This is a genomic window from Streptomyces sp. NPDC031497 (genome assembly GCF_055580905.1).
On sequence record NZ_JBVIKO010000001.1, the window covers coordinates 349,222 to 371,371 of the forward strand.

Below are 22,150 nucleotides of genomic sequence, written 5' to 3' on the forward strand. Positions count from 1 at the left end.
GAACACGACCGTGCCCGGGAACGAGGAAACCGTAGCCTCGCTCCAGGGCACGGCGCCAGCGATTAACCGTCCGGGCTCATCCGTACGACACCCGCGGTCGGCGATCCGCGGGGCCCCGGCCGGGGCCCGGTCAGGCGGTGGCCACCGCACAGTGGCCTCGGTCGGCTTTCATCGGTCCGGCCGCGCTGGGACGGACCTCGAAGTCGAACATCGCGGTAGGTACGTACAGCGAGCAGCAGGCGTTGGGGATGTCGACGATGCCGCTGATGCGTCCCTCTATGGGGGAGGAGCCGAGCAGCAGGTAGGCCTGCTCTCCGCTGTAGCCGAACTTCTTGAAGTACTCGACGGCGTTGAGGCAGGCCCGGCGGTAGGCCAGCGTCGCGTCCAGGTAGTAGTTCGTGTCCGTGTCGTGGTCGACGGAGATCCCGATGAAGGTGAGGAACTCCGTGTACCTCGGCTCGACGTTGCCCGGAATGAACACGGGGTTGGTGGAGATGCCGTACGTCTCCATGCCGCCCTTGATCAGGTCGACGTGGAAGTCGATGAACCCGCCCATCTCGATGGCGCCGCAGAAGGTGATCTCTCCGTCGCCCTGGCTGAAGTGCAGGTCGCCTCCGGACAGCTTCGCGTCCTTGACGTGTACGGGGTAGAAGACCCTCGATCCGCGGGTGAAGTTCTTGATGTCGTGGTTGCCTCCGTTCTCGCGCGCCGGCACCGTGCGTGCGCCTTCCTCACCGATGCGGCGTGCCAGATCTCCGGTGGCCGTACCGGCGAGTGCGTTGGTGGCGTCCGGCGGGACGGCGAGGGGCGGGACCCGGTTGGGGTCCGTGTCGATCAGCGCCTTCTCGCGGGCGTTCCAACGGGCGAGCATCTCGGTGGACGGGGCCGTTCCGAACAGCCCGGGGTGGGTGATCCCCGTGAAGCGGATCCCGGGAAGGTGACGGGAGACGGCCTGCTGTCCGTGGAAGTCCCATACCGCTTTGTAGGCGTCCGGGAAGTAGTCGGTCAGGAAGCCTCCGCCGTTGGCCTTGGCGAAGATGCCGGTGTAGCCCCAACCCTGTCCTGCCGCGTCCCCGGTCTGCTGCGGCACGGGGCCGAGGTCGAGGATGTCGACGACGAGCAGGTCGCCGGGTTCGGCGCCCTCCACGCCTATCGGGCCGCTGAGCATGTGAGGGATGGTCAGGTCGATGTCGCGTACGTCGTTGGCGGTGTCGTTGTTGCCGACCTGGCAGTCGGTCCAGTCGCGGCACTCCATGCGGAACTCCGCTCCCGGCTTCACCATGGCGACGGTGGGGATGTCCGGGTGCCACCTGTTGTGGCCGGGCACGGCCTGGTCACGCATCGACTTGCTGTGGTCCACACTGAAGACAATCTCAGGCATGAGAACTCCTCGTTTCTGATCCGGTCACGTCGGCGCGCCCACGCCTCCGGCCCGCGGGGCAGCCGAGGACGGCCGGGGCTTTCTATGAGTGCGCGGCCACAGCCCCGCGAATGCCACGACGCCGAAGGCCGCCAGCGCGATGGCGATCTCGGTGGGGTGCTTCCAGTAGCCGGAGAGCAGCAGCGCGGCGGGAATCACACCGGTGACCCAGCCTTCGATCGCCGTGACCCAGCCGGTATAGACCTTGAGGTCGTCCTTCTTGAGGCCGAGCAACAGGAAGAACAGGAACCACAGGTAGGCCCAGTAAAGCCAGATGACCCCGAAGGGGTAGTCCTTGAGGAGCCGGAAATTGGCGTACGAGTATCCCAGGGCGACAATCGCCACGAACAGCGAGTAGTAGCCGACGCCCGTGCTGTCGAGACCGGCGAGCAGGCCGACACCTACATAGAGGTAGGTGAAGCCGAAGAGGTAGATGCCGGATGCCGCCAGGATCTTCATGGGGTCATCGTTGGCGGTGAAGATGAGGTAAGTCGGCGTCAGTACCTGCAGTGCGCCTATGAAAAGGTTGAACACCGCTCCCGCTCGGGCTTCGACCTTCCCGAGCAGCAGCAGTCCGTTCATGAAGAGCACCGCACCGACGAAGAGCAGTCCCACGTTTCCCACGGGGACACACCTCCTAAGTCCGCGTGGGGAGTGGAATCGCGTGGCGCCAGAGCCGCCGATGAGCTGCCGAGGATACGGCTCGGCTCCCGGCCCCGCGTTGCGTGATTCCGCATTCCGCACACCGCTGCGGGAACGACTTCGTGTTCCGATGCCGAAACCCGCATGAGACGTTCTGCCTTGCCGACCACCGCCTTCAGAGACGCGGCAGCCGCGAGAGCGCCGGGTGCGGGTGCGACCTTCTGCGGCGCGGCAATTGGGAGACCACTGCAGGGGCCTCACGCGCCTGCTCCTCCAGGACATGGAGAGCCGTGACCGCGTGCGAGGTCTGCGTAAGGCCGGGCGAAGAGTACACACGTCGCGCAGCGCCTGCGCAAACAGGGCAGCCATACGCCTTGGGTGCCGTCCCGATCGCCAACTTCACATCGAAGGGCCCGCATCGGCTGCAAAGGTATTCATAGGTTGCCATCAGCAGCCTCCGGATGCCGGTGGACGCTGCCAGACCCGAGTGCGTGCGGTGCACACCGACTGGCGCACGCCACAGCGCATTTCCTACCTTCAAGGAGACGTCTCGTAAATCCCGGTGTCAAGTACCGGTCGACCGGGCGTGGACCTTCTCATGACGACCCGATGGCGAGCGCCGCCGCTGCTGCCGCAAGTCCCACCGCAATACTCGAAACGGCATACAGCAGGGCTTTGCCGACCTGCCCTTTCTCACACAGGTGGATCAACTCGTAACTGAATGTGGAGAATGTCGTGTAGGCGCCGCAGAAACCGACACCGGCAATGACCACGACCTGCTCCGGCAGTGCGTGCCGTGCGCCGAGACCCACCAGCAGCCCCAGCACGAACGAGCCGGTCACGTTGATCAGCCAGGTGCCGCGCGGGAACGCGCCCGGGCTGCGGTACTGCACGTACTGGTCGAGCACGTAACGCGCGACCGCCCCGACGGCGGCCGCCGCGGCGACGGCGAGCAGGGTGATCACCGTATCCACCGGCCGTGCCGGCGGGCGCGCCCGCGCCGGGCGTCGATCCGAATGCGCCGGGCCGCTGTCAGCCTGCCGATGACCAGGCCCAGAACGGTGGCGGCCAGGCCGGCGAAGAGGCTCCCGAAGATGTTCAACGCCGCGGTCGCGTAGTGGCCGTGACCCAGCAGGCGATCGGTGTCGACCATCCAGGTCGAGAAAGTGGTGAAGGCGCCGAGGAAGCCGACGGCGGCGAACGGCCGCACGTACCGGGTCGGGGGCCAGATCTCGAGCACATGCACGAGCAGCAGCGCCAGCACGAACGCCCCGGACACGTTGACGGCGAACGTCGTCCACGGGAACGCCGCCCCCGGGGCGGGGAAGGCCAGCACCAGTGCGTAACGGGCCGTCCCGCCCAGCAGGCCGCCGAGCGCGACCGCCGCCAGGACGCCCCCACGCACACGTACGCGGAACGGCTCCCGAACTCCTGTCAAAAGCCTCATCGAAATAGCCGCATCCCTGTCCACCGGAACACCCCCCATTATCCCAGGGGATTGCAATGTCGGCGCGCACTCGACTAAAATTCAAGATCATCGGCGTTGCCGACTTGCGGTGCCGTACCCGTTCACAGGAGCAATGGCCCCACCGATGGAGGACGGCCATGGCGAAAATCCTTGCGGTGCTCTATCCGGACCCCGTGGGCGGTTATCCTCCCGACTACGCCCGCGACGAGATTCCCACCATCAGCGGCTATCCGGGCGGTCAGACCGCGCCGACCCCACAGGCCGTCGATTTCACCCCGGGGCACCTCCTCGGCTGCGTCTCAGGAGAACTGGGGCTGCGCCGGTTCCTGGAGGGCCAGGGGCACACCCTTGTCGTCACGAGCGACAAGGAAGGGGCGGACTCCACCCTGGACCGCGAGCTTCCCGACACCGACGTGGTCGTCTCGCAGCCGTTCTGGCCCGCCTATCTGACCCCCGAACGCATCGCCGCGGCTCCCCGCCTCAGACTCGCGATCACCGCGGGGATCGGGTCGGACCACGTCGACCTGCCGAGCGCCATCGCCCACGGCATGACCGTGGCCGAGGTGACGTTCAGCAACAGCATCAGCGTGTCGGAGCACGCCGTGATGCAGATTCTCACCCTGGTGCACAACTACATGCCGGCGCACGAGTGGGTGACCGCCAAGAAGGGCTGGAACATCGCCGACAGCGTCTCGCGCGCCTACGACCTCGAAGGCATGGACGTCGGCGTCCTCGGCTCCGGCCGAATCGGCCAGGCGGTACTGCGCCGCCTCAAGCCGTTCGACGTCACGCTGCACTACTGCGACGTGCACCGGCTGGACAAGGAGGTCGAGGAGGAGCTGGAGCTGACCTGGCATCCCGACGCCCGTTCGCTGGCCTCCTCCGTCGATGTGCTCTCGATCCACACTCCGCTGCACCCACAGACACAGAACCTCTTCGACGACGAGCTGATCGGGGCCATGAAGCGCGGTTCGTACATCGTCAACACCGCACGGGCGCTCATCGTCAACCGGGATTCCGTGGTGCGGGCCCTCAACAGCGGACAACTGGCCGGTTACGCCGGTGACGTCTGGTACCCGCAGCCGCCACCGCCCGACCACCCCTGGCGCACCATGCCCTACGAGGCGATGACGCCGCACGTGTCCGGGTCGACCCTCTCGGCGCAGGCACGCTACGCGGCCGGTGCGCGGGAGATCCTGGAGTGCTGGCTCGACGGCCGCCCCATTCGCCCGGAGTACCTGATCGTCGAGGGCGGTGGGCTGGCCGGGACGGGAGCGAGCTCCTACACGGTCCCCGGATGACCGGCACGGACGGGGGTGATGTCCGACGGACAGGAAATCAGCGGCAGATCGAATAGAAGATCCACCAATCCGGCTGTGAGCCGATTCACCCACGGTTTACTGGACGGGCACAGGCGAAACCCTTAGCGTCCATAAATAGATTGTTTTCCATATACAGGGATACCGGCGCCGCGGGTAATCTCTCGTAAGAAACCAGGCGGACGCCGGGAAGGTGGATCAGTGAGCATGGACGCAGTGTGGGTCCGGGGCGTGACCGGCATTCAGATGCACCACGTGACCGACCTTCAGGATGCCGGCAGGTTTCTGGGCAACGCGGCGATGGCGCTGCGGGCCGCGCACGTAAGGACCGGCGCCGACCGGTACTCCGGCATCGCCGCCGAGCTCAAGGCCCTGGTGGAGCGAGTGCGTGAGCTGGAGGACGAGGCGCGGTCGAGCATGCACGAACTGCACTCCGCCGACCCCGAGCGGTTCATCCGCTGCCGGGACGGCCACGAGCCGTGGCCCGGCGAGATCCCGGCAGGATTCATCCCGCGCCACACCTGCAAGGACGAGTGCCTCTACCACGACCGCGGGGTCCTCGACGCCATCATGCAGTGCACCTGCGGCCGACCGCCGTGCCGGGCCTGCGAGATCGGCGGGAAGCTCTGACGAGCCCCGGCGCGCACCTCGATGATCCACGGCGTGCCGTCGAGTTGTGCTAAGCTGCCTGTGTTGCAGTTGTGGTACCCATAAGCCTATGTGCGCCTGACGGGAATATTCTCCTGCAGGCGCATTATTTGTTCTCCGGCATCTCCGGATGGGGCCTCTGCCGACAGAACGGAGAAGGTCATGGCACAGGGAACCGTGAAGTGGTTCAACGCCGAAAAGGGTTTCGGCTTCATCGAGCAGGACGGCGGCGGCCCCGACGTTTTCGCCCACTACTCGAACATCGCGTCCCAGGGCTTCCGTGAGCTCCAGGAGGGCCAGCGGGTCTCCTTCGACGTCACGCAGGGTCAGAAGGGCCCGCAGGCGGAGAACATCGTCCCCGCCTGATCGCCGGACGCGTATCCCCTCACCGGGGTCGGCACCGCCATGGTGCGGACCCCGGTTTGTGCTGTTTCCAGGAAGGCAGAAAGCTGCATGTCCCGCAGGCCCCAGAAGCCGAACCGGCGCGCCTCGTCACCTCCACCGCCCGCGTCGTCGCCGACGGAGTTCCGGCTGCCGGAAAACACGACACCCGCACTTCCCGCAGTCGAGGACTTCGCCGGGCTGGACATGCCCGCGGGACTGCTGAAGACGCTCGCCGCGCAAGGCATCACCACCCCTTTCCCCATCCAGGCCGCCACGCTGCCCAACTCGCTCGCCGGCCGTGACCTGCTGGGACGGGGGCGCACCGGCTCCGGCAAGACCCTCGCGTTCGGGCTCGCGCTCCTGGCCCGCACGGCCGGACTGCGCGCGGAGCCCAAGGCACCCCTCGCCCTCGTGCTGGTGCCCACCCGTGAACTCGCCCAGCAGGTGACGGACGCGCTGACCCCCTACGCGACCGCCGTGAACCTCCGGCTGGCCACCGTGGTCGGCGGTCTGTCCATCACCAAGCAGGCCGGCGTGCTCCGGCGCGGCGCCGAAGTACTCGTGGCGACTCCCGGCAGGCTCAACGACCTCGTGGAACGCGGGGACTGCGTGCTCGGCAGCGTACGTATCACGGTGCTGGACGAAGCAGACCAGATGACCGACATGGGCTTCCTGCCGCAAATCACCAAGCTGATCCAGCAAGCGCGGCCCGACGGACAGCGCATGCTCTTCTCGGCCACCCTGGACCGCAACATCGACCGCCTGGTGCAGCGGTTCCTGACCGACCCCGTGGTGCACTCCGTGGACCCGTCCGCGGGGGCGGTGACCACCATGGAGCACCATGTGCTCCACGTCCAGGACGAGACCGACAAGAAGGCCGTCACCACGCGCATCGCCGCCCGTGACGGCCGGGTCATCCTCTTCCTCGACACCAAGCGGTCCGCGGACCGGCTCACCAAGCGGCTCCTGGCCGTCGGCGTCCGCGCGGCGGCACTGCACGGCGGCCGCTCCCAGCCGCAGCGCAACCGGACGCTGGAACAGTTCAAGAACGGCCAGGTCACCGCGCTGGTGGCGACGAACGTCGCGGCCCGGGGCATACATGTCGATGACCTCGACCTCGTCGTGAACGTCGATCCCCCCGCCGACCACAAGGACTACCTCCACCGGGGCGGCCGTACGGCCCGCGCCGGCGACTCCGGCAGCGTCGTCACACTGGTCCTGCCCGACCAGAAACGGGACGTCACCCGGCTTATGTCGGACGCGGGCATCCGCCCCCGGACGACCCGCATCACGTCGAGCGACGCGGAGCTGGCCACCATCACCGCCGCCCGCGAGCCTTCCGGCGTGCCCGTCGTCATCGAGATCCCCCAGCCGACGACACCGACCGCATCCCGCCCGGACGGGAAGGCCGGCACCGGGCGCGGCAGGCGGTCCGGCCGCCGCCGAAACGGCGGCGAGTCCGGAGCGGCGACAGGTGCTGCCACCGGGACGGGCGGCCGGGGCTCGGACCGCCGGGCCGCGGCCGGGGCGGCCGCAACGGGTGGCACTTCCGCAACCAGTGGGCGCGGTGCTGCCCGCCGGGCAGGAACCGCCGGGGCCACGGGTGGTGCCGGCGGCGCGGGCGGCCGCGGTTCCGTCCGCCGCGCCGCGGCCGGTGCGGCGACCGGCACCGCCTCCGGAAAGGACGCCCGCGGTTCCCGCCGACGAGGGGCGGCCGACGGAGCCACCGGCGGCGCTGCCGGCACCGGCGGCCGCGACTCCGGGCGCCGGGGCGGCCGCCGCACCTCGGCCACCTAGGGACACGGCGCAGGGCCGGTGCCGAGGTACTACCTCGGCCGGCCACGCACGCGGTGCGGCCGGAACAGATTTCGTACTGCAACGAGGTCTTCGGCAAGGGTTGCCGCCGGGTTCCACGGCGACCCGGTCGCCGGTGCGGGGGACGGTGTCGTACCGGGCACGGAATGGTTGCGGCACGGGCTTCCCGGCACCATGGCGCCGGGGCTGCGGCAGCATGACGGCCCATGAGCAGAGACCGCTACGTCGACTTCCTGCGCGCGTGGGCCATCGTGCTGGTGGTCCTCGGCCACTGGCTGATCACCGCCCTGGTCCGGGAGCCCGGAGGACAGATCACCGCCCCGGAGCTGCTGGCGACCGTTCCCTGGACCCAGTGGTTGACGCTCGCGTTCCAGATCATGCCGCTGTTCTTCCTGGCCGGGGGCCATGCCGTGGGCGGATCCTGGCCACGTGCCCACGCGGCCGGCGGGACGGCCGCCGGGTGGCTGGGGCGGCGGGCGCTGCGGCTGCTGCTGCCGACGGGCCTCTACAGCGGTCTGGTACTGCTCGCCGTCGGTGTCTGTTCGGTGGCCGGCGTGGACGCGGACACGCTGTCGCTCGTGGGTTGGGCGATGGCCATGCAGTTCTGGTTTCTGCCGGTGTATCTGCTGCTCAGCGCCTTGACGCCGCTGATGTACGCGGCACACCGGCGCTGGGGACTCCTCGTCCCGCCGGTGATGGGGGCGGTCGCCCTGACAGCCGACGTGCTCGTGGTGGCCGCGCACGTGCCGTACGTGGGACTGCTCGACTACGTGCTCGTGTGGGGTGTCGCCTATCAGCTGGGCTTCTGCTGGCGGGACGGTCTGCTGACCAGGCGTCGGCTCGTGCCGGTCATGATGGCGGCGGGCGGCGCGGTGGCCTTCGCCGCGCTGGTGGCCCTCGGGCCGTTCCCGGTCAGCCTGATCCTGGTGACCGGGCAGGACCCCAGCAACACCAATCCGCCGTCGGCCGCGATGCTGGCGTGGGTGGTGACCCAGGTCGGGCTGTGCCTCCTCGCCGCGCCGGCGGTGCGGCGGCTGCTGGACCGCGAGCGGGTGTGGCGCGTGGTCGGCCCCGTGGGGGCGACCAGCATGACCCTCTACCTGTGGCACATGCTGCCGGTGCTGGTCGTCGCCGCCGTGTTCTACCTGACCGGCCTCGCGCCCGAGCCGGTCCTCGGGTCCGCCGCGTGGTGGGGGCTGCGGATCCCGTGGCTGCTGGTGCTCGGCCTCGTCCTGGCCGGCGTCGTGTCGGCGCTCCGGCCCTTGGAACGCGGGCTGGCCGTGCTGTACGAACGGACCGCTCCGGACGTCGGCCTGCAGCGCGCCTGGCCGCTGTGGCTCGGTCTGGCCATGGACGTCGCCGCTCTGGGCCGCTTTGCCGTGCGGGGCTTCGCGCCCGACGGCCGGCTCCCCGTACTGCCCACCACAGGGCTGGCGTTGGGCACGGCGCTGGTGATGCTGACCCGGTGGACGACGGCACGCCAGCTCGACCGGCCCAGGGTGGCCCGGGCTACGGGCCGGGTGTGAGAGCAGCGGCCGGACGGACACCGTGACCGCCGGGAGACCCGGCGAAACCCCGGCGCGCGGTCCGCTGTTCACCCGACCGGCCGCGGCTCTCCGCACGCGGTGTGCGCGGCTTTCCGTATGCGGTGAGCCGGCGGCGACCACCGTGCGCCGCCCGCACCCCACCACCCGACGCCCGACGCCCGACGCGACCGAGCTTCCCAGCCGCCGCCACCGGCCTTCCTGCCCGCCCCCGCCGGCCTCCCCCGGTCGCCGCACGGCCTCGCTACGCCGCGAACGGGCCCGGCAGTTCCCCCGACCCCCGCTGGATCAGCCGGGTCGGCATGACCACCGTGCGCGGTGGTGAGACGTCGCCGTGGATCCGGGCGAACAGCAGGTGTGCCGCGCTGGTCGCGAGCGCCACCGGGTCCTGGGCGATCACGGTGACGGGCGGGGTCAGCCGGTCGGCGAGTGCGAAGTCGTCGAAGGCGATGAACGCGAGGCCGGCGGGGAGGACGGCGAGGGCGCTGAAGGCGAGGATCTCGTTGCCGGCCAGCAGGGCGGTCGGCGGGTCGGGCAGTGCCAGCATCTCGGTGACCGCCCCGGCCGCCTCCGGGCCCGGCCGCAGGCCGTCCCCGACCAGTGCCGGGTCGGGGGCGATACCGGCCGCCGCGAGCGCGGCCAGGTACCCACGCCGGCGTTCGCCGAACGTCCAGATCCGCGGGGTGTCGCCGATGTACCCGATCCTGCGGTGGCCGTGTGCCACCAGCCGCCCCACCGCCTCCCGCACCGCGCCGAAGTTGTCGACCACCACGGCGTCCACGTTCAGCCCGGGTGCCGCCCGGTCCACGCAGACGATCTTCGTGCCCTGCGCCTGGGCCGGGCGCAGGAAGCGGTGGCTGCCGGCGGCCGGGGTGAGGATCAGGCCGTCGACGCGGCGGGCGGTGAACGCGGCGATCACCTCGCGTTCCCGGCGCAGGTCGGCGCGGCTGGAGCCGATGAGCATGACGCTGCCGCGCTGCCGGGCGACATCCTCGGCCGCGGAGGCGACGGCGGCCATGAAGGGGTCGGCGACATCGTCGACCAGTAACCCTATGGTCTGGCTCAGTTCGTGGGTGCGGCGCAACTGGCGTGCCACGTCGTCGCGTTGGTAGCCCAGTTTGCGGACCGCGGCCTCCACCCGCGCCGCGGTGCGCGGGGCGACGGCCGCATCGCCGTTGACGACCCGGGACACCGTCATCGCGCTGACGCCCGCTTCCGCGGCAACGTCCTTCATGGTCGGCCGGGTGGCTGCCACGCCACGTCCTCCACCTGCGTCACGTTTGAGCGTCGACTCGTTAACGTTACCAACTCGACGGCATATCAACAGACCTACGAATACGAGGAGTTGGGAAGCCCGACCGCACGGTCCGGGAACGGCTGCACCACCCTTGACACCCCGCTGTGAGCGCCCCAAGAATCAGCCAAGCTGTTAACGATACCAACCAGAAGGCACAACATGGCCTCTGCAAGGGAACCACTGCTCACCGCACATGGCGTGGTCAAGCGTTTCGGTCACGTCCAGGCGCTCCAGGGCGCCGATTTCACGGCATACCCCGGCGAGGTCGTCGCCCTCATCGGCGACAACGGCGCCGGCAAGTCCACTCTGGTGAACGTCCTGTCGGGCGTCCTCGCCCCCGACGCCGGCGAAGTCCGCCTGGACGGAGCGCCGGTGCGGTTCTCCGGGCCGATGGACGCCCAACGGCAGGGCGTGGAGACGGTGTACCAGGATCTGTCGCTCGCGCCGGATCTCGACGCGGCGGCCAACCTCTATCTCGGCCGGGAGATCGTGCGCGGCGGCCTGCTCGGACGGGTCGGCGTCCTCGACCGGCCCGCGATGCGCCGGGAGGCGGTCAAGGCCTTCGCCGAACTCGGCGTGGAACTGAAGGATGTGACGGCTCCTGTGACAACGTTGTCCGGCGGGCAGCGGCAGTCCGTCGCGGTGGCCCGGGCGGTCGCCTTCGCCAACAAGGTCATCTTCATGGACGAGCCGACCGCCGCCCTGGGGGTGGTCCAGCGCGCCCGGGTCCTGGAGACCGTCCGCAGGGTCGCCGACCGGGGCATCTGTGTGGTGCTGATCAGTCACAACATGCCCGAGGTGCTGTCGGTCGCGGACCGGGTGGAGGTGCTGCGGCTGGGCCGGCGCGTCGCGTCGTACACCGCGGCGGACACCACGATCGAGGAGCTCGTCGGGGCGATGACCGGGTCGCTGGACGGCCCGGGCGGGGGCAAGGAAGCGGAGGGCGCACGATGACGGCCGAGAGCGAGAAGGCCCCCGTGGCCGTCGGCAGCCGTGCCGGGGTGCCGGACTGGCTCCGGCGCGCGGCGACGCTCAATGAACTGTGGACCTTCGTGATCCTCCTGGCGCTGGTGGTGTTCTTCACCATCGCGGCGCCGGGCAAGTTCTTCACCACGTACGACATCACCCAGATCGCCGTGAACGCGGCCATCTACCTGGTGCTCGGCGTCGGCATGACGTTCGTGATCATCACGGCGGGCATCGACCTGTCGATCGGGTCGGTGCTGGTGCTGGCCGCGGTGGCGGCGGGTGAGTACAACATCCATCACGGCGGCCCGGCGTCGGGCTGGGGCACGGTCGCGATCTGCGCCGTGATCGCGCTGGCCGTGGGCACGGCCTGGGGCGCGTTGCAGGGCGTGGTGGTGGCCAGCGGCAAGGTGCCACCGCTGATCGTGACGCTGGGCGGGCTCGGCGCGGCGCTGGGGATCGCCGAACTCGCCACCGGCGGTCAGGACCCGGCCGGCGCGGCCTCCACCCATCTGCAGAACAGCCTCGGTTTCGGCAAGTTGCTCGGCATCCCGTGGATGGTGATCCTGGCCGCCGTGGTGACCGCGATCTTCGGCGCGGTGCTGGCCGCGACCCGGTTCGGCGAGCACACGCTCGCGATCGGGTCGAACCCGACGGCCGTACGGCGGGCGGGTATTCCGGTGGGCCGGCATCTGGTGAAGGTGTACGGCCTGATGGGGCTGCTGGCCGGGCTGGGCGCGGTGATGTGGCTGGCCTCGTACGGGACGACGTCGATCGCCGGGCACTCCACCGACAACCTCAAGGTGATCACCGCGGTGGTCCTGGGCGGTACCAGCCTGTTCGGCGGGCGGGGTTCGGTGCTGGGCACGGTGATCGGTGTGTTCATTCCGGCGGTGCTGACCACCGGGCTGATCGTGATCGGCGTCCAGCAGTACTGGCAGGACGTGGCGGTGGGCGTGGTGCTGGTCGTGGCGGTCTACATCGACCAGATGCGCAGGAAGACCCGGGAACGCGCATGACGCCGTCAGGCATGACCGCATCGCGCGGCACGGAATCGCACAGGACAACTCGATCGCGTAGGACGACTCGTTCGCGCAGGACAAGGAGAACTCTGTGATGGGGAGCATTCGCAGCAGGCGCGGGTTGCTGGTCGCGGTGGGCACGGTGCTGGCCCTCGGCGCGGCCTCGGCATGCGGTTCGTCGGACGACGGTGGCGGCTCGGGGGGTGCGGGCGGCGCCAAGGGCAAGAAGGTCCGGCTGATCACGGGGGTGAAGAGCGACCCCTTCTACATCACCATGACCTGTGCCGCGCAGCAGGAGGCCAAGGCCAAGGGGATGGACTTCACGGCCGACGGCTCCGCGCAGTGGGACGTGTCGGTGCAGCGCCCGCTCCTCGACTCGGTGGCGGCGGCCCGGCCCGACGGGCTGCTGATCTCGCCGGTGGACACCAGCGCGCTGACTCCGTCGCTCAAGCAGATCCAGTCGGCGGGCACCAAGGTGGCCCTGGTGGACACGACGGTGAGCGACGACTCCGTCGGGATCACCCGGATCTCGTCGGACAACGAGAAGGGCGGCCGGGTCGCCGCCGACGCGCTGGCCAAGCTGATGAACGAGAAGGGCTCGGTCATCGTCATCAGCGTGAAGCCCGGTGTGTCGACGACGGACGCCCGGATCAAGGGCTTCACCGAGGAGATGGGCAAGTACCCGAACATCAAGGTGCTGCCGACGCTCTACGACAACGACCTGCCGGCCACCGCGGCCTCCCAGATCCAGTCGACGCTCGCCGCCCACCCGGACCTGGGCGGTGCGTTCGCGGGCAACACCAACACCGGTACGGGCATCGCCACCGGGCTGAAGCAGGCCGGCAAGCAGGGCAAGGTGAAGGTCGCCGCGTTCGACGCAGAGCCCGACGAGGTCGCCGCGCTGAAGGCGGGCACTCTCCAGGTGCTGGTCGCCCAGGACCCGGCGGCGATCGGCCGGCAGGCGGTGGACCAGCTCGCCGACGCCTTCGAGGGCAAGTCGGTGACCAAGTCGATCGGCACCGACATGGTGGCGATCACGAAGGACAACATGGCCGACCCGTCGGTCAGCAAGTACTTCTACAAGTCACAGTGCTGACACCAGGTTCGACACGGAGTCCGACACGGGTGTCCGGCACGCGTGTCTGAGACGGACTCCTGACAGACGGTCAGCGGCCGGGTGGACCCGCCCTCTTGGGTCCACCCGGCCGCCGTTCGTACCGCCAGGGCCTGCTCAACTGGACGAGCAGGAACCGCCGTTCAGCGTGAAGCCGGACGGCGCGGAGTTCCTGCCGCTCCAGGTGCCGAGGAAGCCGAAGGACAGGGTGCCGTTCGCGGAGACCGACTGGTTGTAGTCGGCGGAGTCGGCGGTGACCCGGCCGCCGCTCTGGCTGACGCTCGCGTCCCACATCTGGGTGACCCTCTGGCCGTCCCGGAAGGACCACTGGACCCGCCAGCCGGACAGGGCCTGGGTGGTGGTGACGGTGACGGTGGCCTGGAAGCCGTCGGTCCACTGGTTGACCAGGTCGTAGGAGACCTCGCAGGTGGCAGCCGTGGATTTTGTGGGCGAGGGAGCGGGAGCGGCGGAGGCGGTGGCCTTGCCGCCGGTGCTCGCCGTGGCGGTGGAGGTGCCCTGGGGCTCCGGGTCGGGGTTCTTGTCGACCGGCTTGCCCGCGGTGGCCGAGGAGGACGGTGCGGCGGAGGCCGTGGGGGTCGCGGGCGGGGCGGTGGACGGAGGCGGCACGGAGGTGGGGTCGGCGACCGGCTGGCGGTCGTCGTGCGAGGCGGTGGCCGTGTCGTCGCCGGAGCCGTTGCCCATCGGCATCATCGACACGCCGAGCGCCACCAGCGAGATCATGACCGCCGCGCCGAGCAGCCCGTGGCGCAGCACCCGGCCCCGGCCGGTGCCCTCCTTGGGGTCGCCGCCGTCGTGGTCGCCGGTGCCCGGTCGGCCCGCGCCGAGCCGTACCTCGGCGGCACGGCGGCGGCGCTCCAGGTAGGCGAGGCCGCCCCAGCCGATGACCCCGCCGGCGAGCGCCGCGGGCAGTCCGCCGCCGTGCAGCCGCAGACAGGCGGCGGCCTCGGCGCACTGCACACAGGTGGCGAGGTGCCGGGAGAGGTCCTCGGGGGTGTCGGCCCCGGCGGACCGGGTGACCGCGTCCAGGAGGCGGGCGTAGCTGCGGCACTCGGCGGCCATCGGGGTGTCGAGGTGGGCGCGGTGGCAGCGGTCCCGGAACAGGACGCGCACCTGCTCCAGTTCCTGGGCGGCGACGGCCGGGTCGATGCCGAGCCTGCGTGCCACCGAGGGCAGCGGCAGCGCCTCCACCTCGGCCAGCCACAGCAGTGAGGCGTCCGCCTCCTGCATGTCGCGCAGGCCGCGCAGGGCGACGGGCCGCTGCAACGGCGGACCCGTGAATCGCGCGGCCTTCTCGGAGTTGAGCCACAGCCTGAGGTCCGGGTCGAGCTGGTGGCCCAGACCATCGACCTCCCAACTGGAGGCCGTGGTGCGGACGGCGGTGAGCAGCAGCGGGATCATCGGCAGCCGGGCGGCGCGCCGTCCGGCGCTGCGGACGGGGGTGAAGTCCGTGTCACGGGCCTCGCGCATACCGAGGGCGAAGGCCTCGGTGGCCAGTTGGTTGGCCGTCAGAGAGCCGGACGTGCACAGGTCGGCGTAGGAGAGCACTGCGTCCCAGCATTCGGAGAACAGCGCTGCCTCGGCGGCGTCCTGGGGGATCGGCAGGTCGGGCATGGGTCTCCTGCATCGAAAGCGAGGTCAACTCACCACATCGGCAATGGAGTTGGGGGGAACCTCGCGGCAGGACCCGAGCTTTTCACGTCTCCTGCACAACTGACAAGCGGCATATTCAAAACCGGTTACCGGTGGTCGTGCCACGGATCCTCCGTGTCACCCGTACCACCGGCCCCCGGCGTCACGTCAACCGCCGTGCTCAGCTGCCCGACCGCGCCTCGGCCACCACCCGCCCCCGCCCGTCGAGCGCCCGCACCGGGTGCGCCGACCACGCGGGATCCTCGCGGTCACCGTACCGGGCGAAAGGAGCGCTGACGGCCGATGCGGGCGCATGGCCGTGGATCGTGGTCCGGCCGGAGAACGTGTTCGTGTCCGCCGTGGCCCACAACTCCGACCTCCTATACGCACCGCAACCGCGTTCCGACTCAGCGTCCTCGTCAGTCTCTCGCAATCCGATGCCCGGAAGGCAAGCGCAGTCACCGCCGGAGCAGGAGCGGGAAGCCCGGCCGACGCCTTCCGGAATGCCCAGGAGGGCGTCAGCGGTCTGCCTGACGCCCTCCTGTGTCCGGTGGCCCGGGGGGAGTTACACCTTCGTCGGTTCCTCCGCCGGAAGGCTGTCCATGAAGGAGCTGACGGAGAAGACGGCGTTGCCGGGGCCGGGCGGGCCGTAGCCGGGGGGCGAGGACAGGCCGAAGTCCTCCATCGTCTGCCGGTAGGCCTGGAGCAGGCGGATGTGGTACTCCAGCGGGGCGCCCTGCGGGTTGGCCTTGCCGAGCGGGGTCGTCGGCTCGGGGCACCAGGTGGTGAAGCGGGGCGTGATGCCGTGCGACATGAAGAAGCGCAGGCCCTCGGTGGTGGACTCGATCGCCTCGTCGACCGTCTTGAACCCGAACGGCTCGGCCATCTCCACACCGGCCACGAAGTTGGGGATCACGTTGCGCGCGCCGAAGACGTCGGCGGAGTCGAGGATCCGCTTGTGCCACTCGTCGCGGCCGACGTACCGCTCCTTGCCCGGGCAGTACATCTTGAACAGGTACTCGTCCCACACCTCGTAGTTGGGGTGGTAGATCTGCACGCCGTAGTCCTTGAAGCGCTGGACGTCGTCCTTGGGCAGCGCCTGGGCGACGACCTTGCCGATCCAGCGGTTCGGGAAGTGCTCCTCGATGGCCTTGGCGTACATGCCGTAGAAGTCGGCCTCGTCACGGCCCTGGAGCTTGGAGGTGATGGCGCCGCCGGTGAGGGTGTAGGCGGTGGAGGTCTTCGCCGTGTCGTACCGGTCGATGATCTCCAGGGCCTCCAGGACCTCGTCGACGTCCTTCACTCCCGTGTACGGCCGGCCGGCGGCCTTGTGCTGTCGCCAGTTGTGGTTGATGTCGCAGTACTGGCACTCCTCCTTGGCGCCGAAGTACTGGCAGACCCGGAAGACCGTGAGGTAGATCAGGTAGCCCCACTGGATGGTCGGTGCGACCTCCATCACGGACTTCCCGCTGGCGAGCTTGTGCCGGTAGTACTCCGGCATCGGCGGCACCCCGACGTCGGCGATCCGCTTGCCGTCGAGGTAGAGCCCGAGCAGCCCCTCCTCGTCGGCGGCCACGCGGTAGGGCGAGGTGGGGTTCACGCGCACGGACACGACGGTCCGGCGCAGGTCGTACGGGCCGCCCGTGAGGATGATCTCCTCCGGGGGCCGGCGCAGCGCGGCCTCGCCCAGCTCGGGCAGGGTGCCGTGGTCGAAGGAGAAGATGAAGTAGGACTTCGGCTTGACCTCGCCGTTCTCGTTGTCGCTCAGGGCGGACGGGTCGAAGGCGACACCGCCCCGGAGCAGGTCCTCCTTGAAGACGGCTTCCCTCGGTACGTGCGGGAACCTCTCCATCAGATCCTCGACCAGCGCGGTACGGCTGCCCATCCCGTGTCTCCTTCCGACTCAGGCGTTCGACTCCTCACGGTATGCCCCCGCTCGTTCGCCGGCCGTGCCGGGTCCCCTCAGGTCGTGCGATTCATCCTGGTCAGTGATGTTTCGTCACTCTTCCTCAGCTGCCGCCGGCCCGCCGCGTCGACTCCCGCAGCACCACATGCGTCCCCAGCACCAGGTGCTGCCCGTCCGGCAGGTCGTCGCGGTGCAGGGCGAGGCGGACCGCCGCACGGCCCAGCTCCTCCTGGGGCACGTGGACCGTGGTGAGGGTCGGGTAGACGTCCCGGGCGACCGGGATGTCGTCGTACCCGGCGACCGCGATGTCGTCGGGGATACGGCGGCCGGACTCGCGCAGGGCCTGGATCACGCCCGAGGCGATCATGTCGGTGGCGGCGAAGACCGCCGTGAACTCCCGTCCGGAGGTGATGAGTTCGCGGGTCGCCTGGTAGCCGTACGAGCGGGAGAAGACGCCGTCGGTGATCAGGTCCGGGTCGGGGGTGAGGCCGAGGAGTTCATGGGCGCGGGTGTAGCCGGCGATGCGCTGGGCGCTGGTGGAGAGGCCCGGGACGCGGCCGAGGTAGGCGATGCGCCGGTGGCCGCCGGAGAGCAGGTGGCTGGTGAGGGCGAAGGCGCCGCCCTCGTTGTCGTAGTCGACGACCGTGGCCGGGACGCCGGGGCCGAGCGGGGGCCGGCCGACCAGGACGAGCCGGGAGCCCGCCCGGTCCAGGGCGTGCGCGAAGTGGGTCATCCGGTCGTGGTACGCCCTGTCCTCCAGGGCGCCGCCCACCACGATCACCGCGTCCGCCCGCTGCTCCCGCATGGTCTCGACGACGGCGAGGATGCGCCGCGGGTCGCCGTGCGTGGTGCAGAGCATGCAGAGCCGGCCCTCCGCCGAGGCCTGCTCCTCGACCCCGCGGGCGATGTGGGCGTAGAAGGGGCCGGTGACGTCGTCGACGACGAAGGCGACCGTCTTGTTGGTGGCGCCGCCGAGCGCGCGGGCGTGCGCGTTGACCACGTAGTCCAGCTCGCGCATCGCCTTCAGGACCTTGGCGCGGGTGGTGGCGGCCACCGGGTAGGTGCCGCCCAGCACCCGGGAGACGGTCGACGCGGAGACCCCGGCCCGTGCGGCCACGTCCCGTACCGTCGAGGCGTCCCCGTTCGGCGCCGGCTGTGTCCGCTTCGCCACCGCTCGGCTCCCCTTCGTCATGTGTTCAGGTCACCCTACGAGACGGCCGTCACGCGGCCCGTTCGAGGACCGAGTGGTCGACCGCGTACCGCAGTCCGTCGCCGGTCAGCAGCCGTTCGGCCTCCGCTACGACGGTGAGCCCGAGCCTGGCCAGCTCGTTGCCCTGCGAGCCCGCGAGGTGCGGGGTGAGGAATGCGTTGGGGAGGTCGAAGAGCGGGGAGCCGGCGGGCAGCGGCTCGGGGTCGGTGACGTCGAGGATCGCGGTCAGACGGCCGGTGCGCAGCTCCTCGACCAGGGCGTCGTGGTCGACGAGCGAGCCGCGCGCGGTGTTGATCAGTACCGATCCGTCGGGCATCAGGCCGAGTTCGCGGGCGCCGACGAGACGGCGGGTCTCGGGGGTCTGCGGGGCGTGCACGGTGACGATGTCCGAGGTGCGCAGCAACTCGTCGAGGGGCAGCAGGGGCACACCGAGCCGGCCGGCCTCCGCCTCGTCGACGTACGGGTCGGCGAGGCTCACCACCAGGTCGTGGGGGCGCAGGAGCTCGATGAGGCGGCGGCCGATGCGGGAGGCGCCGACGACGCCCACGCGGCGCTGGAAGTTGCCGATGCCGGGGACGATGCCGCCGTAGGGGTAGGTGCGCCGGGTGCGCAGCAGGTCACGGAAGGCGAAGACGTCCTTTCCGGCGAGGAGGATCATCGCGAGGGTGTACTCGGCGACGGGCAGCGCGTTGGCGGCGGCCGCCGAGGAGACCAGGATGCCGCGCTTCCACACCTCGGGCGTGGTGAAGCCCTTGACCGAGCCGGCCGCGTGCAGCACGGCGCGCAGCGCGGGCGCCGCGTCCAGGGCCGCCGCGTCCAGGGTCGGGCAGCCCCAGCCGGTGACGAGGACCTCGGCGCGGGCGAGCGTCTCCCGGGCCCGGGGATCGGTGAAGTCGTCCACCACCAGAGTGGGATCGATTTCTACGCACGCGCGCAGTCGTGCGAGCACCTCCGGCGGGAAGATATGCGGCACGTTCTGGGCTGTCATGGCGAACACTGCCTGGGGACGCTCGGGCAAGGAAGTGACCTTCCGGCTCGGTGACGCGCGGATAGCAACCGGTCTCTACCGTAGGTCTCGGCGAATGAGAGGGTCAATGCACACGCACTCTCCGACGGACGAGCGGCGGGGACCACAGGGATGGGAAGACAGCGATGACGGATCCGGCGCAGACGGTCACCAACTGGGCGCGCAACATCACGTACACGGCCAAGGAGTTCCACCGCCCGGACTCGCTCGACGCGCTCCGGTCGCTGGTGGCGGGCGGTACGCGGGTGCGGGTGCTGGGCAGCGGGCACTCCTTCAACCGCATCGCCGACCCGGGTCCGCAGGGCCTGCTGGTCTCGATCGCCGGGCTGCCGCCGGTGATCGAGGTGGACACGGCGGCCCGTACGGTCCGGGTCGCGGGCGGGGTGCGGTACGCCGAACTGGCCCGCGCGGTCGACGCGTACGGCCTGGCCCTGCCGAACATGGCCTCGCTGCCGCACATCTCGGTGGCCGGTTCGGTGGCCACCGGCACCCATGGCTCGGGGGTGGCCAACGGGTCGCTCGCGGCGCCCGTGCGGGAGGTGGAGTTGGTCCTCGCCGACGGTTCGACGGAGACCATCGCACGCGGCGACGCCCGCTTCGAGGGTGCCGTGACCTCACTGGGCGCGCTCGGGGTCGTCACCGCCCTCACTCTCGACCTGGAACCGGCCTACGAGGTCGCGCAGACGGTGTACGTCGAACTGCCGTTGGCGGGGCTGGACTTCGAAGCCGTGTCCGGGGCCGGGTACAGCGTGAGCCTGTTCACCGACTGGCGGGAGCCGGGCTTCCGTCAGGTGTGGGTGAAGCGGCGCACCGACCGGGCCGCCGTGGACTTCGGCTGGGCCGCGCCCGCGACGGTGGCGATGCACCCGGTGCCGGGCATGCCTGCGGGCAACTGCACCGAGCAGTTCGGGGTGCCGGGGCCCTGGCACGAGCGGCTGCCGCACTTCCGGGCGGAGTTCACGCCGAGCAGCGGGGACGAGCTGCAGTCGGAGTACCTGCTGCCGAGGCCGGCGGCCGTCGAGGCGCTGCACGCGGTCGAAGCCGTCCGGCAGGCGGTCTCCCCCGTTCTGCTGACCTGCGAGGTGCGGACGATCGCCGCCGATCCGCAGTGGCTCAGCCCCGCCCACGGCCGGGACTCCGTCGCCCTGCACTTCACCTGGGTCGACGACCTGGCGGCCGTACTGCCCGCCGTGCACCGGCTGGAGGAGGCGCTGGCGCCCTTCGAGCCGCGTCCGCACTGGGGCAAGGTGCACACCGTCCCCGGCGAGGTGCTCCGCGGCCGCTACCCGCGCCTGGCGGACTTCCGCGCACTGGCCCGGAGCCTGGACCCCGAGGGGAAGTTCGCCAATCCCTTCGTACACGATGCGCTGGCGCTGTGACGGGACCAATTTCACGGACTTAATAAAGCCCTTTTCCTAATACCTTGTCGAAAGCCTGCCGCAGCCCATAGCCTTGCGCCGTGTGAAGCACACATCACGTGACATCCGCACCGCGAACCGCTACGAGGTGCTGCGGCACATCATCGCCGAGTCTCCCACCTCACGGCAGGAGCTGGCGTCCGTCACCGGGCTGAGTCTGGCCACGGTCGCCACGCTCGTCGGCGAACTGCTCGACCTGCGGATGATCACGGAGGTCGGCTTCGAGGACTCGGCGGGCGGCCGGCCCCGGGGACTCGTGGCGGTCAACGCCTCGGGGGGCGCGCTGATCGGCGTCGACATCGCGGAGACGTACGTCCACGTGGAGCTGTTCGACCTCGCGCTGAATGTACTGGCCCGCGCCGAGGAGGACATGCGCCCTGGCGAGCACCGGCCCGAGCAGGTGGTGAGCCATGTCGCCGCCACCGTCGGCTCGGTGGTGGCGCAGGCCGGGGTGGAGGGCGCGCGGGTGCTGGGCGTCGGGGTGAGCGCGCCCGGGCAGGTGGAGCGGGACACGGGCATCGCCGAGTACGCGCCCAACTGGGACTGGCACGACGTGCCGTTGCTCGACCTGCTGTCCGAACACATCGCCTATCCGCTCCACCTGGACAATCCGTTGCGCGCCTGCGCGGTGGCCGAGCAGTGGTTCGGGGCGGCGCGCGGGCGCGGGGACACGGTGGTGGTGAACCTCGGCACCGGGGTCGGCGCCGGGCTCGCCCTCGGCGGCGGACTGCACCGGGGGGTCAGCAACAGCGCCGGAGAGTGGGGGCACACCACGCTCGTCCTGGACGGGCGGCCGTGCCACTGCGGCAACCACGGCTGTGTGGAGACCTATGTCGGCGCGCCCGGCATCATGCTGAACCTGCGCGAGTCGAACCCGGACAGCCCGCTGCTGCACCCCGATGACCAGACGGCCACGATCGAGGCGCTGGCGCGGGGCGTGGCGGACGGTGACCCCGTCGCGGTCCAGGTGGTACGCGACACGGCCCGGTACATCGGCGCCGGGGTCGCCAATCTGGTCAACCTGCTCAACCCCGAACTGGTCGTGCTCAGCAGCTGGGTCGCCCGCAGGCTCGGCGAACCGCTGCTCGGCGAGGTCCGCGAGGCCGTCCGGCGGCACGCGCTCGGGCGGCCGTTCGCCGCCGCCGAGATCGTCCTCTCCCCCATCCCCACCGACCCGGTGTGCCTCGGCGCGGCCACCTTCGCGCTGGAGGGTGCCCTGCGGTCCGTGGGACAGCGCAACGGGGTGCGCCCGGGCCGTCCCGCGTCCGCCTCCCGGTGATCGATTAGTCCAACTCGCGGG

The 22,150-nt window shown here is 70.4% G+C and carries 21 protein-coding genes; 10 read left to right on the forward strand and 11 right to left on the reverse strand.

Features of this window, described 5'->3' with window-relative positions:
- Window positions 1-130 precede the first annotated feature (130 nt).
- The 5 genes from fmdA to ACZ5K7_RS01595 all read right to left on the reverse strand — a co-directional run bounded on the left by fmdA (window position 131) and on the right by ACZ5K7_RS01595 (window position 3,467).
- Window positions 131-1,381 (reverse strand): formamidase, encoded by a 1,251-nt coding sequence (gene fmdA / locus ACZ5K7_RS01575; protein ID WP_351697460.1) that lies wholly within the window; start codon window positions 1,379-1,381, stop codon window positions 131-133.
- A gap of 24 nt (window positions 1,382-1,405) precedes the next feature.
- Window positions 1,406-2,044, reverse strand: a complete 639-nt coding sequence (locus tag ACZ5K7_RS01580; protein ID WP_351697457.1) for an AmiS/UreI family transporter — start codon at window positions 2,042-2,044, stop codon at window positions 1,406-1,408.
- Between the two features lie 193 nt (window positions 2,045-2,237).
- Window positions 2,238-2,510, reverse strand: coding sequence for an FmdB family zinc ribbon protein (locus ACZ5K7_RS01585; RefSeq protein WP_468909204.1), 273 nt, complete (start codon window positions 2,508-2,510; stop codon window positions 2,238-2,240).
- A gap of 148 nt (window positions 2,511-2,658) precedes the next feature.
- Entirely contained in the window at window positions 2,659-3,027 is a 369-nt protein-coding gene (gene crcB / locus ACZ5K7_RS01590) for a fluoride efflux transporter CrcB (RefSeq protein WP_351697452.1), read from the reverse strand.
- Entirely contained in the window at window positions 3,024-3,467 is a 444-nt protein-coding gene (locus ACZ5K7_RS01595; RefSeq protein ID WP_468909208.1) for a fluoride efflux transporter FluC, read from the reverse strand. Before ACZ5K7_RS01595 ends, crcB begins: the two co-directional genes overlap by 4 nt.
- Window positions 3,468-3,667: 200 nt before the next feature.
- On the opposite strand from ACZ5K7_RS01595, the gene ACZ5K7_RS01600 reads away from it, so the two are divergent.
- The 5 genes from ACZ5K7_RS01600 to ACZ5K7_RS01620 all read left to right on the forward strand — a co-directional run bounded on the left by ACZ5K7_RS01600 (window position 3,668) and on the right by ACZ5K7_RS01620 (window position 9,222).
- A complete protein-coding gene (locus ACZ5K7_RS01600) occupies window positions 3,668-4,831 on the forward strand; it encodes an NAD-dependent formate dehydrogenase (protein WP_468909210.1) in 1,164 nt (387 codons plus the stop codon).
- A 225-nt stretch (window positions 4,832-5,056) separates the two neighbouring features.
- A complete protein-coding gene (locus ACZ5K7_RS01605; RefSeq protein WP_351698153.1) occupies window positions 5,057-5,479 on the forward strand; it encodes a hypothetical protein in 423 nt (140 codons plus the stop codon).
- A gap of 180 nt (window positions 5,480-5,659) precedes the next feature.
- Entirely contained in the window at window positions 5,660-5,863 is a 204-nt protein-coding gene (locus ACZ5K7_RS01610; protein WP_351697444.1) for a cold-shock protein, read from the forward strand.
- An 87-nt stretch (window positions 5,864-5,950) separates the two neighbouring features.
- Window positions 5,951-7,678 carry a DEAD/DEAH box helicase gene (locus ACZ5K7_RS01615; RefSeq protein ID WP_468909213.1) on the forward strand — a complete coding sequence of 576 codons (1,728 nt, stop codon included), beginning with the start codon at window positions 5,951-5,953 and terminating at the stop codon, window positions 7,676-7,678.
- 224 nt (window positions 7,679-7,902) lie between these two features.
- Window positions 7,903-9,222, forward strand: a complete 1,320-nt coding sequence (locus ACZ5K7_RS01620; RefSeq protein ID WP_468909215.1) for an acyltransferase family protein — start codon at window positions 7,903-7,905, stop codon at window positions 9,220-9,222.
- A 262-nt stretch (window positions 9,223-9,484) separates the two neighbouring features.
- On the opposite strand, the gene ACZ5K7_RS01625 is transcribed toward ACZ5K7_RS01620, so the two are convergent.
- Window positions 9,485-10,474, reverse strand: coding sequence for a LacI family DNA-binding transcriptional regulator (locus tag ACZ5K7_RS01625; RefSeq protein ID WP_468909853.1), 990 nt, complete (start codon window positions 10,472-10,474; stop codon window positions 9,485-9,487).
- 222 nt (window positions 10,475-10,696) lie between these two features.
- Here ACZ5K7_RS01625 and ACZ5K7_RS01630 point away from each other — a divergent pair, with 222 nt between their 5' ends.
- From ACZ5K7_RS01630 to ACZ5K7_RS01640, 3 genes are all read left to right on the forward strand, one after another.
- Window positions 10,697-11,491: an ATP-binding cassette domain-containing protein gene (locus ACZ5K7_RS01630; RefSeq protein WP_351697436.1), complete on the forward strand. Its 795-nt coding sequence runs from the start codon at window positions 10,697-10,699 to the stop codon at window positions 11,489-11,491.
- Window positions 11,488-12,522 (forward strand): ABC transporter permease, encoded by a 1,035-nt coding sequence (locus ACZ5K7_RS01635; protein WP_351729377.1) that lies wholly within the window; start codon window positions 11,488-11,490, stop codon window positions 12,520-12,522. The genes ACZ5K7_RS01630 and ACZ5K7_RS01635 overlap by 4 nt, the downstream gene beginning before the upstream one ends.
- A 97-nt stretch (window positions 12,523-12,619) precedes the next feature.
- Window positions 12,620-13,621 carry an ABC transporter substrate-binding protein gene (locus ACZ5K7_RS01640; RefSeq protein ID WP_468909218.1) on the forward strand — a complete coding sequence of 334 codons (1,002 nt, stop codon included), beginning with the start codon at window positions 12,620-12,622 and terminating at the stop codon, window positions 13,619-13,621.
- 135 nt (window positions 13,622-13,756) lie between these two features.
- Here ACZ5K7_RS01640 and ACZ5K7_RS01645 read toward each other — a convergent pair whose 3' ends face one another.
- The 5 genes from ACZ5K7_RS01645 to ACZ5K7_RS01665 form a co-directional block, all read right to left on the reverse strand.
- On the reverse strand, window positions 13,757-15,271 hold the full coding sequence (locus ACZ5K7_RS01645) for a cellulose binding domain-containing protein (protein ID WP_468909220.1): 1,515 nt from the start codon (window positions 15,269-15,271) through the stop codon (window positions 13,757-13,759).
- Between the two features lie 199 nt (window positions 15,272-15,470).
- Complete coding sequence (locus tag ACZ5K7_RS01650) at window positions 15,471-15,659, reverse strand: hypothetical protein (protein WP_351697424.1); 189 nt, start codon at window positions 15,657-15,659, stop codon at window positions 15,471-15,473.
- Window positions 15,660-15,854: 195 nt separating this feature from the next.
- The gene (locus ACZ5K7_RS01655; RefSeq protein WP_351697422.1) at window positions 15,855-17,174 is read right to left on the reverse strand and encodes a radical SAM protein; all 1,320 of its coding nucleotides are present in this window, start codon (window positions 17,172-17,174) and stop codon (window positions 15,855-15,857) included.
- 124 nt (window positions 17,175-17,298) lie between these two features.
- Window positions 17,299-18,366 carry a LacI family DNA-binding transcriptional regulator gene (locus tag ACZ5K7_RS01660; RefSeq protein ID WP_351697419.1) on the reverse strand — a complete coding sequence of 356 codons (1,068 nt, stop codon included), beginning with the start codon at window positions 18,364-18,366 and terminating at the stop codon, window positions 17,299-17,301.
- Window positions 18,367-18,415: 49 nt separating this feature from the next.
- Entirely contained in the window at window positions 18,416-19,423 is a 1,008-nt protein-coding gene (locus tag ACZ5K7_RS01665; protein ID WP_468909225.1) for a hydroxyacid dehydrogenase, read from the reverse strand.
- Window positions 19,424-19,557: 134 nt separating this feature from the next.
- On the opposite strand from ACZ5K7_RS01665, the gene ACZ5K7_RS01670 reads away from it, so the two are divergent.
- Together ACZ5K7_RS01670 and ACZ5K7_RS01675 are read left to right on the forward strand one after the other, a co-directional pair.
- Complete coding sequence (locus ACZ5K7_RS01670) at window positions 19,558-20,811, forward strand: FAD-binding protein (RefSeq protein ID WP_351697413.1); 1,254 nt, start codon at window positions 19,558-19,560, stop codon at window positions 20,809-20,811.
- A gap of 82 nt (window positions 20,812-20,893) precedes the next feature.
- On the forward strand, window positions 20,894-22,129 hold the full coding sequence (locus ACZ5K7_RS01675; RefSeq protein ID WP_468909229.1) for an ROK family transcriptional regulator: 1,236 nt from the start codon (window positions 20,894-20,896) through the stop codon (window positions 22,127-22,129).
- Window positions 22,130-22,150 lie beyond the last annotated feature (21 nt).

Coding starts and splice junctions, on each gene's coding strand:
- fmdA (WP_351697460.1), bottom strand. CDS start 1,381: ATGCCTGAGATTGTCTTCAGTGTGGACCACAGCAAGTCGATGCGTGAC.
- ACZ5K7_RS01585 (WP_468909204.1), bottom strand. CDS start 2,510: ATGGCAACCTATGAATACCTTTGCAGCCGATGCGGGCCCTTCGATGTG.
- ACZ5K7_RS01600 (WP_468909210.1), top strand. CDS start 3,668: ATGGCGAAAATCCTTGCGGTGCTCTATCCGGACCCCGTGGGCGGTTAT.
- ACZ5K7_RS01605 (WP_351698153.1), top strand. CDS start 5,057: ATGGACGCAGTGTGGGTCCGGGGCGTGACCGGCATTCAGATGCACCAC.
- ACZ5K7_RS01610 (WP_351697444.1), top strand. CDS start 5,660: ATGGCACAGGGAACCGTGAAGTGGTTCAACGCCGAAAAGGGTTTCGGC.
- ACZ5K7_RS01615 (WP_468909213.1), top strand. CDS start 5,951: ATGTCCCGCAGGCCCCAGAAGCCGAACCGGCGCGCCTCGTCACCTCCA.
- ACZ5K7_RS01620 (WP_468909215.1), top strand. CDS start 7,903: ATGAGCAGAGACCGCTACGTCGACTTCCTGCGCGCGTGGGCCATCGTG.
- ACZ5K7_RS01625 (WP_468909853.1), bottom strand. CDS start 10,474: ATGAAGGACGTTGCCGCGGAAGCGGGCGTCAGCGCGATGACGGTGTCC.
- ACZ5K7_RS01630 (WP_351697436.1), top strand. CDS start 10,697: ATGGCCTCTGCAAGGGAACCACTGCTCACCGCACATGGCGTGGTCAAG.
- ACZ5K7_RS01635 (WP_351729377.1), top strand. CDS start 11,488: ATGACGGCCGAGAGCGAGAAGGCCCCCGTGGCCGTCGGCAGCCGTGCC.
- ACZ5K7_RS01640 (WP_468909218.1), top strand. CDS start 12,620: ATGGGGAGCATTCGCAGCAGGCGCGGGTTGCTGGTCGCGGTGGGCACG.
- ACZ5K7_RS01645 (WP_468909220.1), bottom strand. CDS start 15,271: ATGCCCGACCTGCCGATCCCCCAGGACGCCGCCGAGGCAGCGCTGTTC.
- ACZ5K7_RS01655 (WP_351697422.1), bottom strand. CDS start 17,174: ATGGGCAGCCGTACCGCGCTGGTCGAGGATCTGATGGAGAGGTTCCCG.
- ACZ5K7_RS01670 (WP_351697413.1), top strand. CDS start 19,558: ATGACGGATCCGGCGCAGACGGTCACCAACTGGGCGCGCAACATCACG.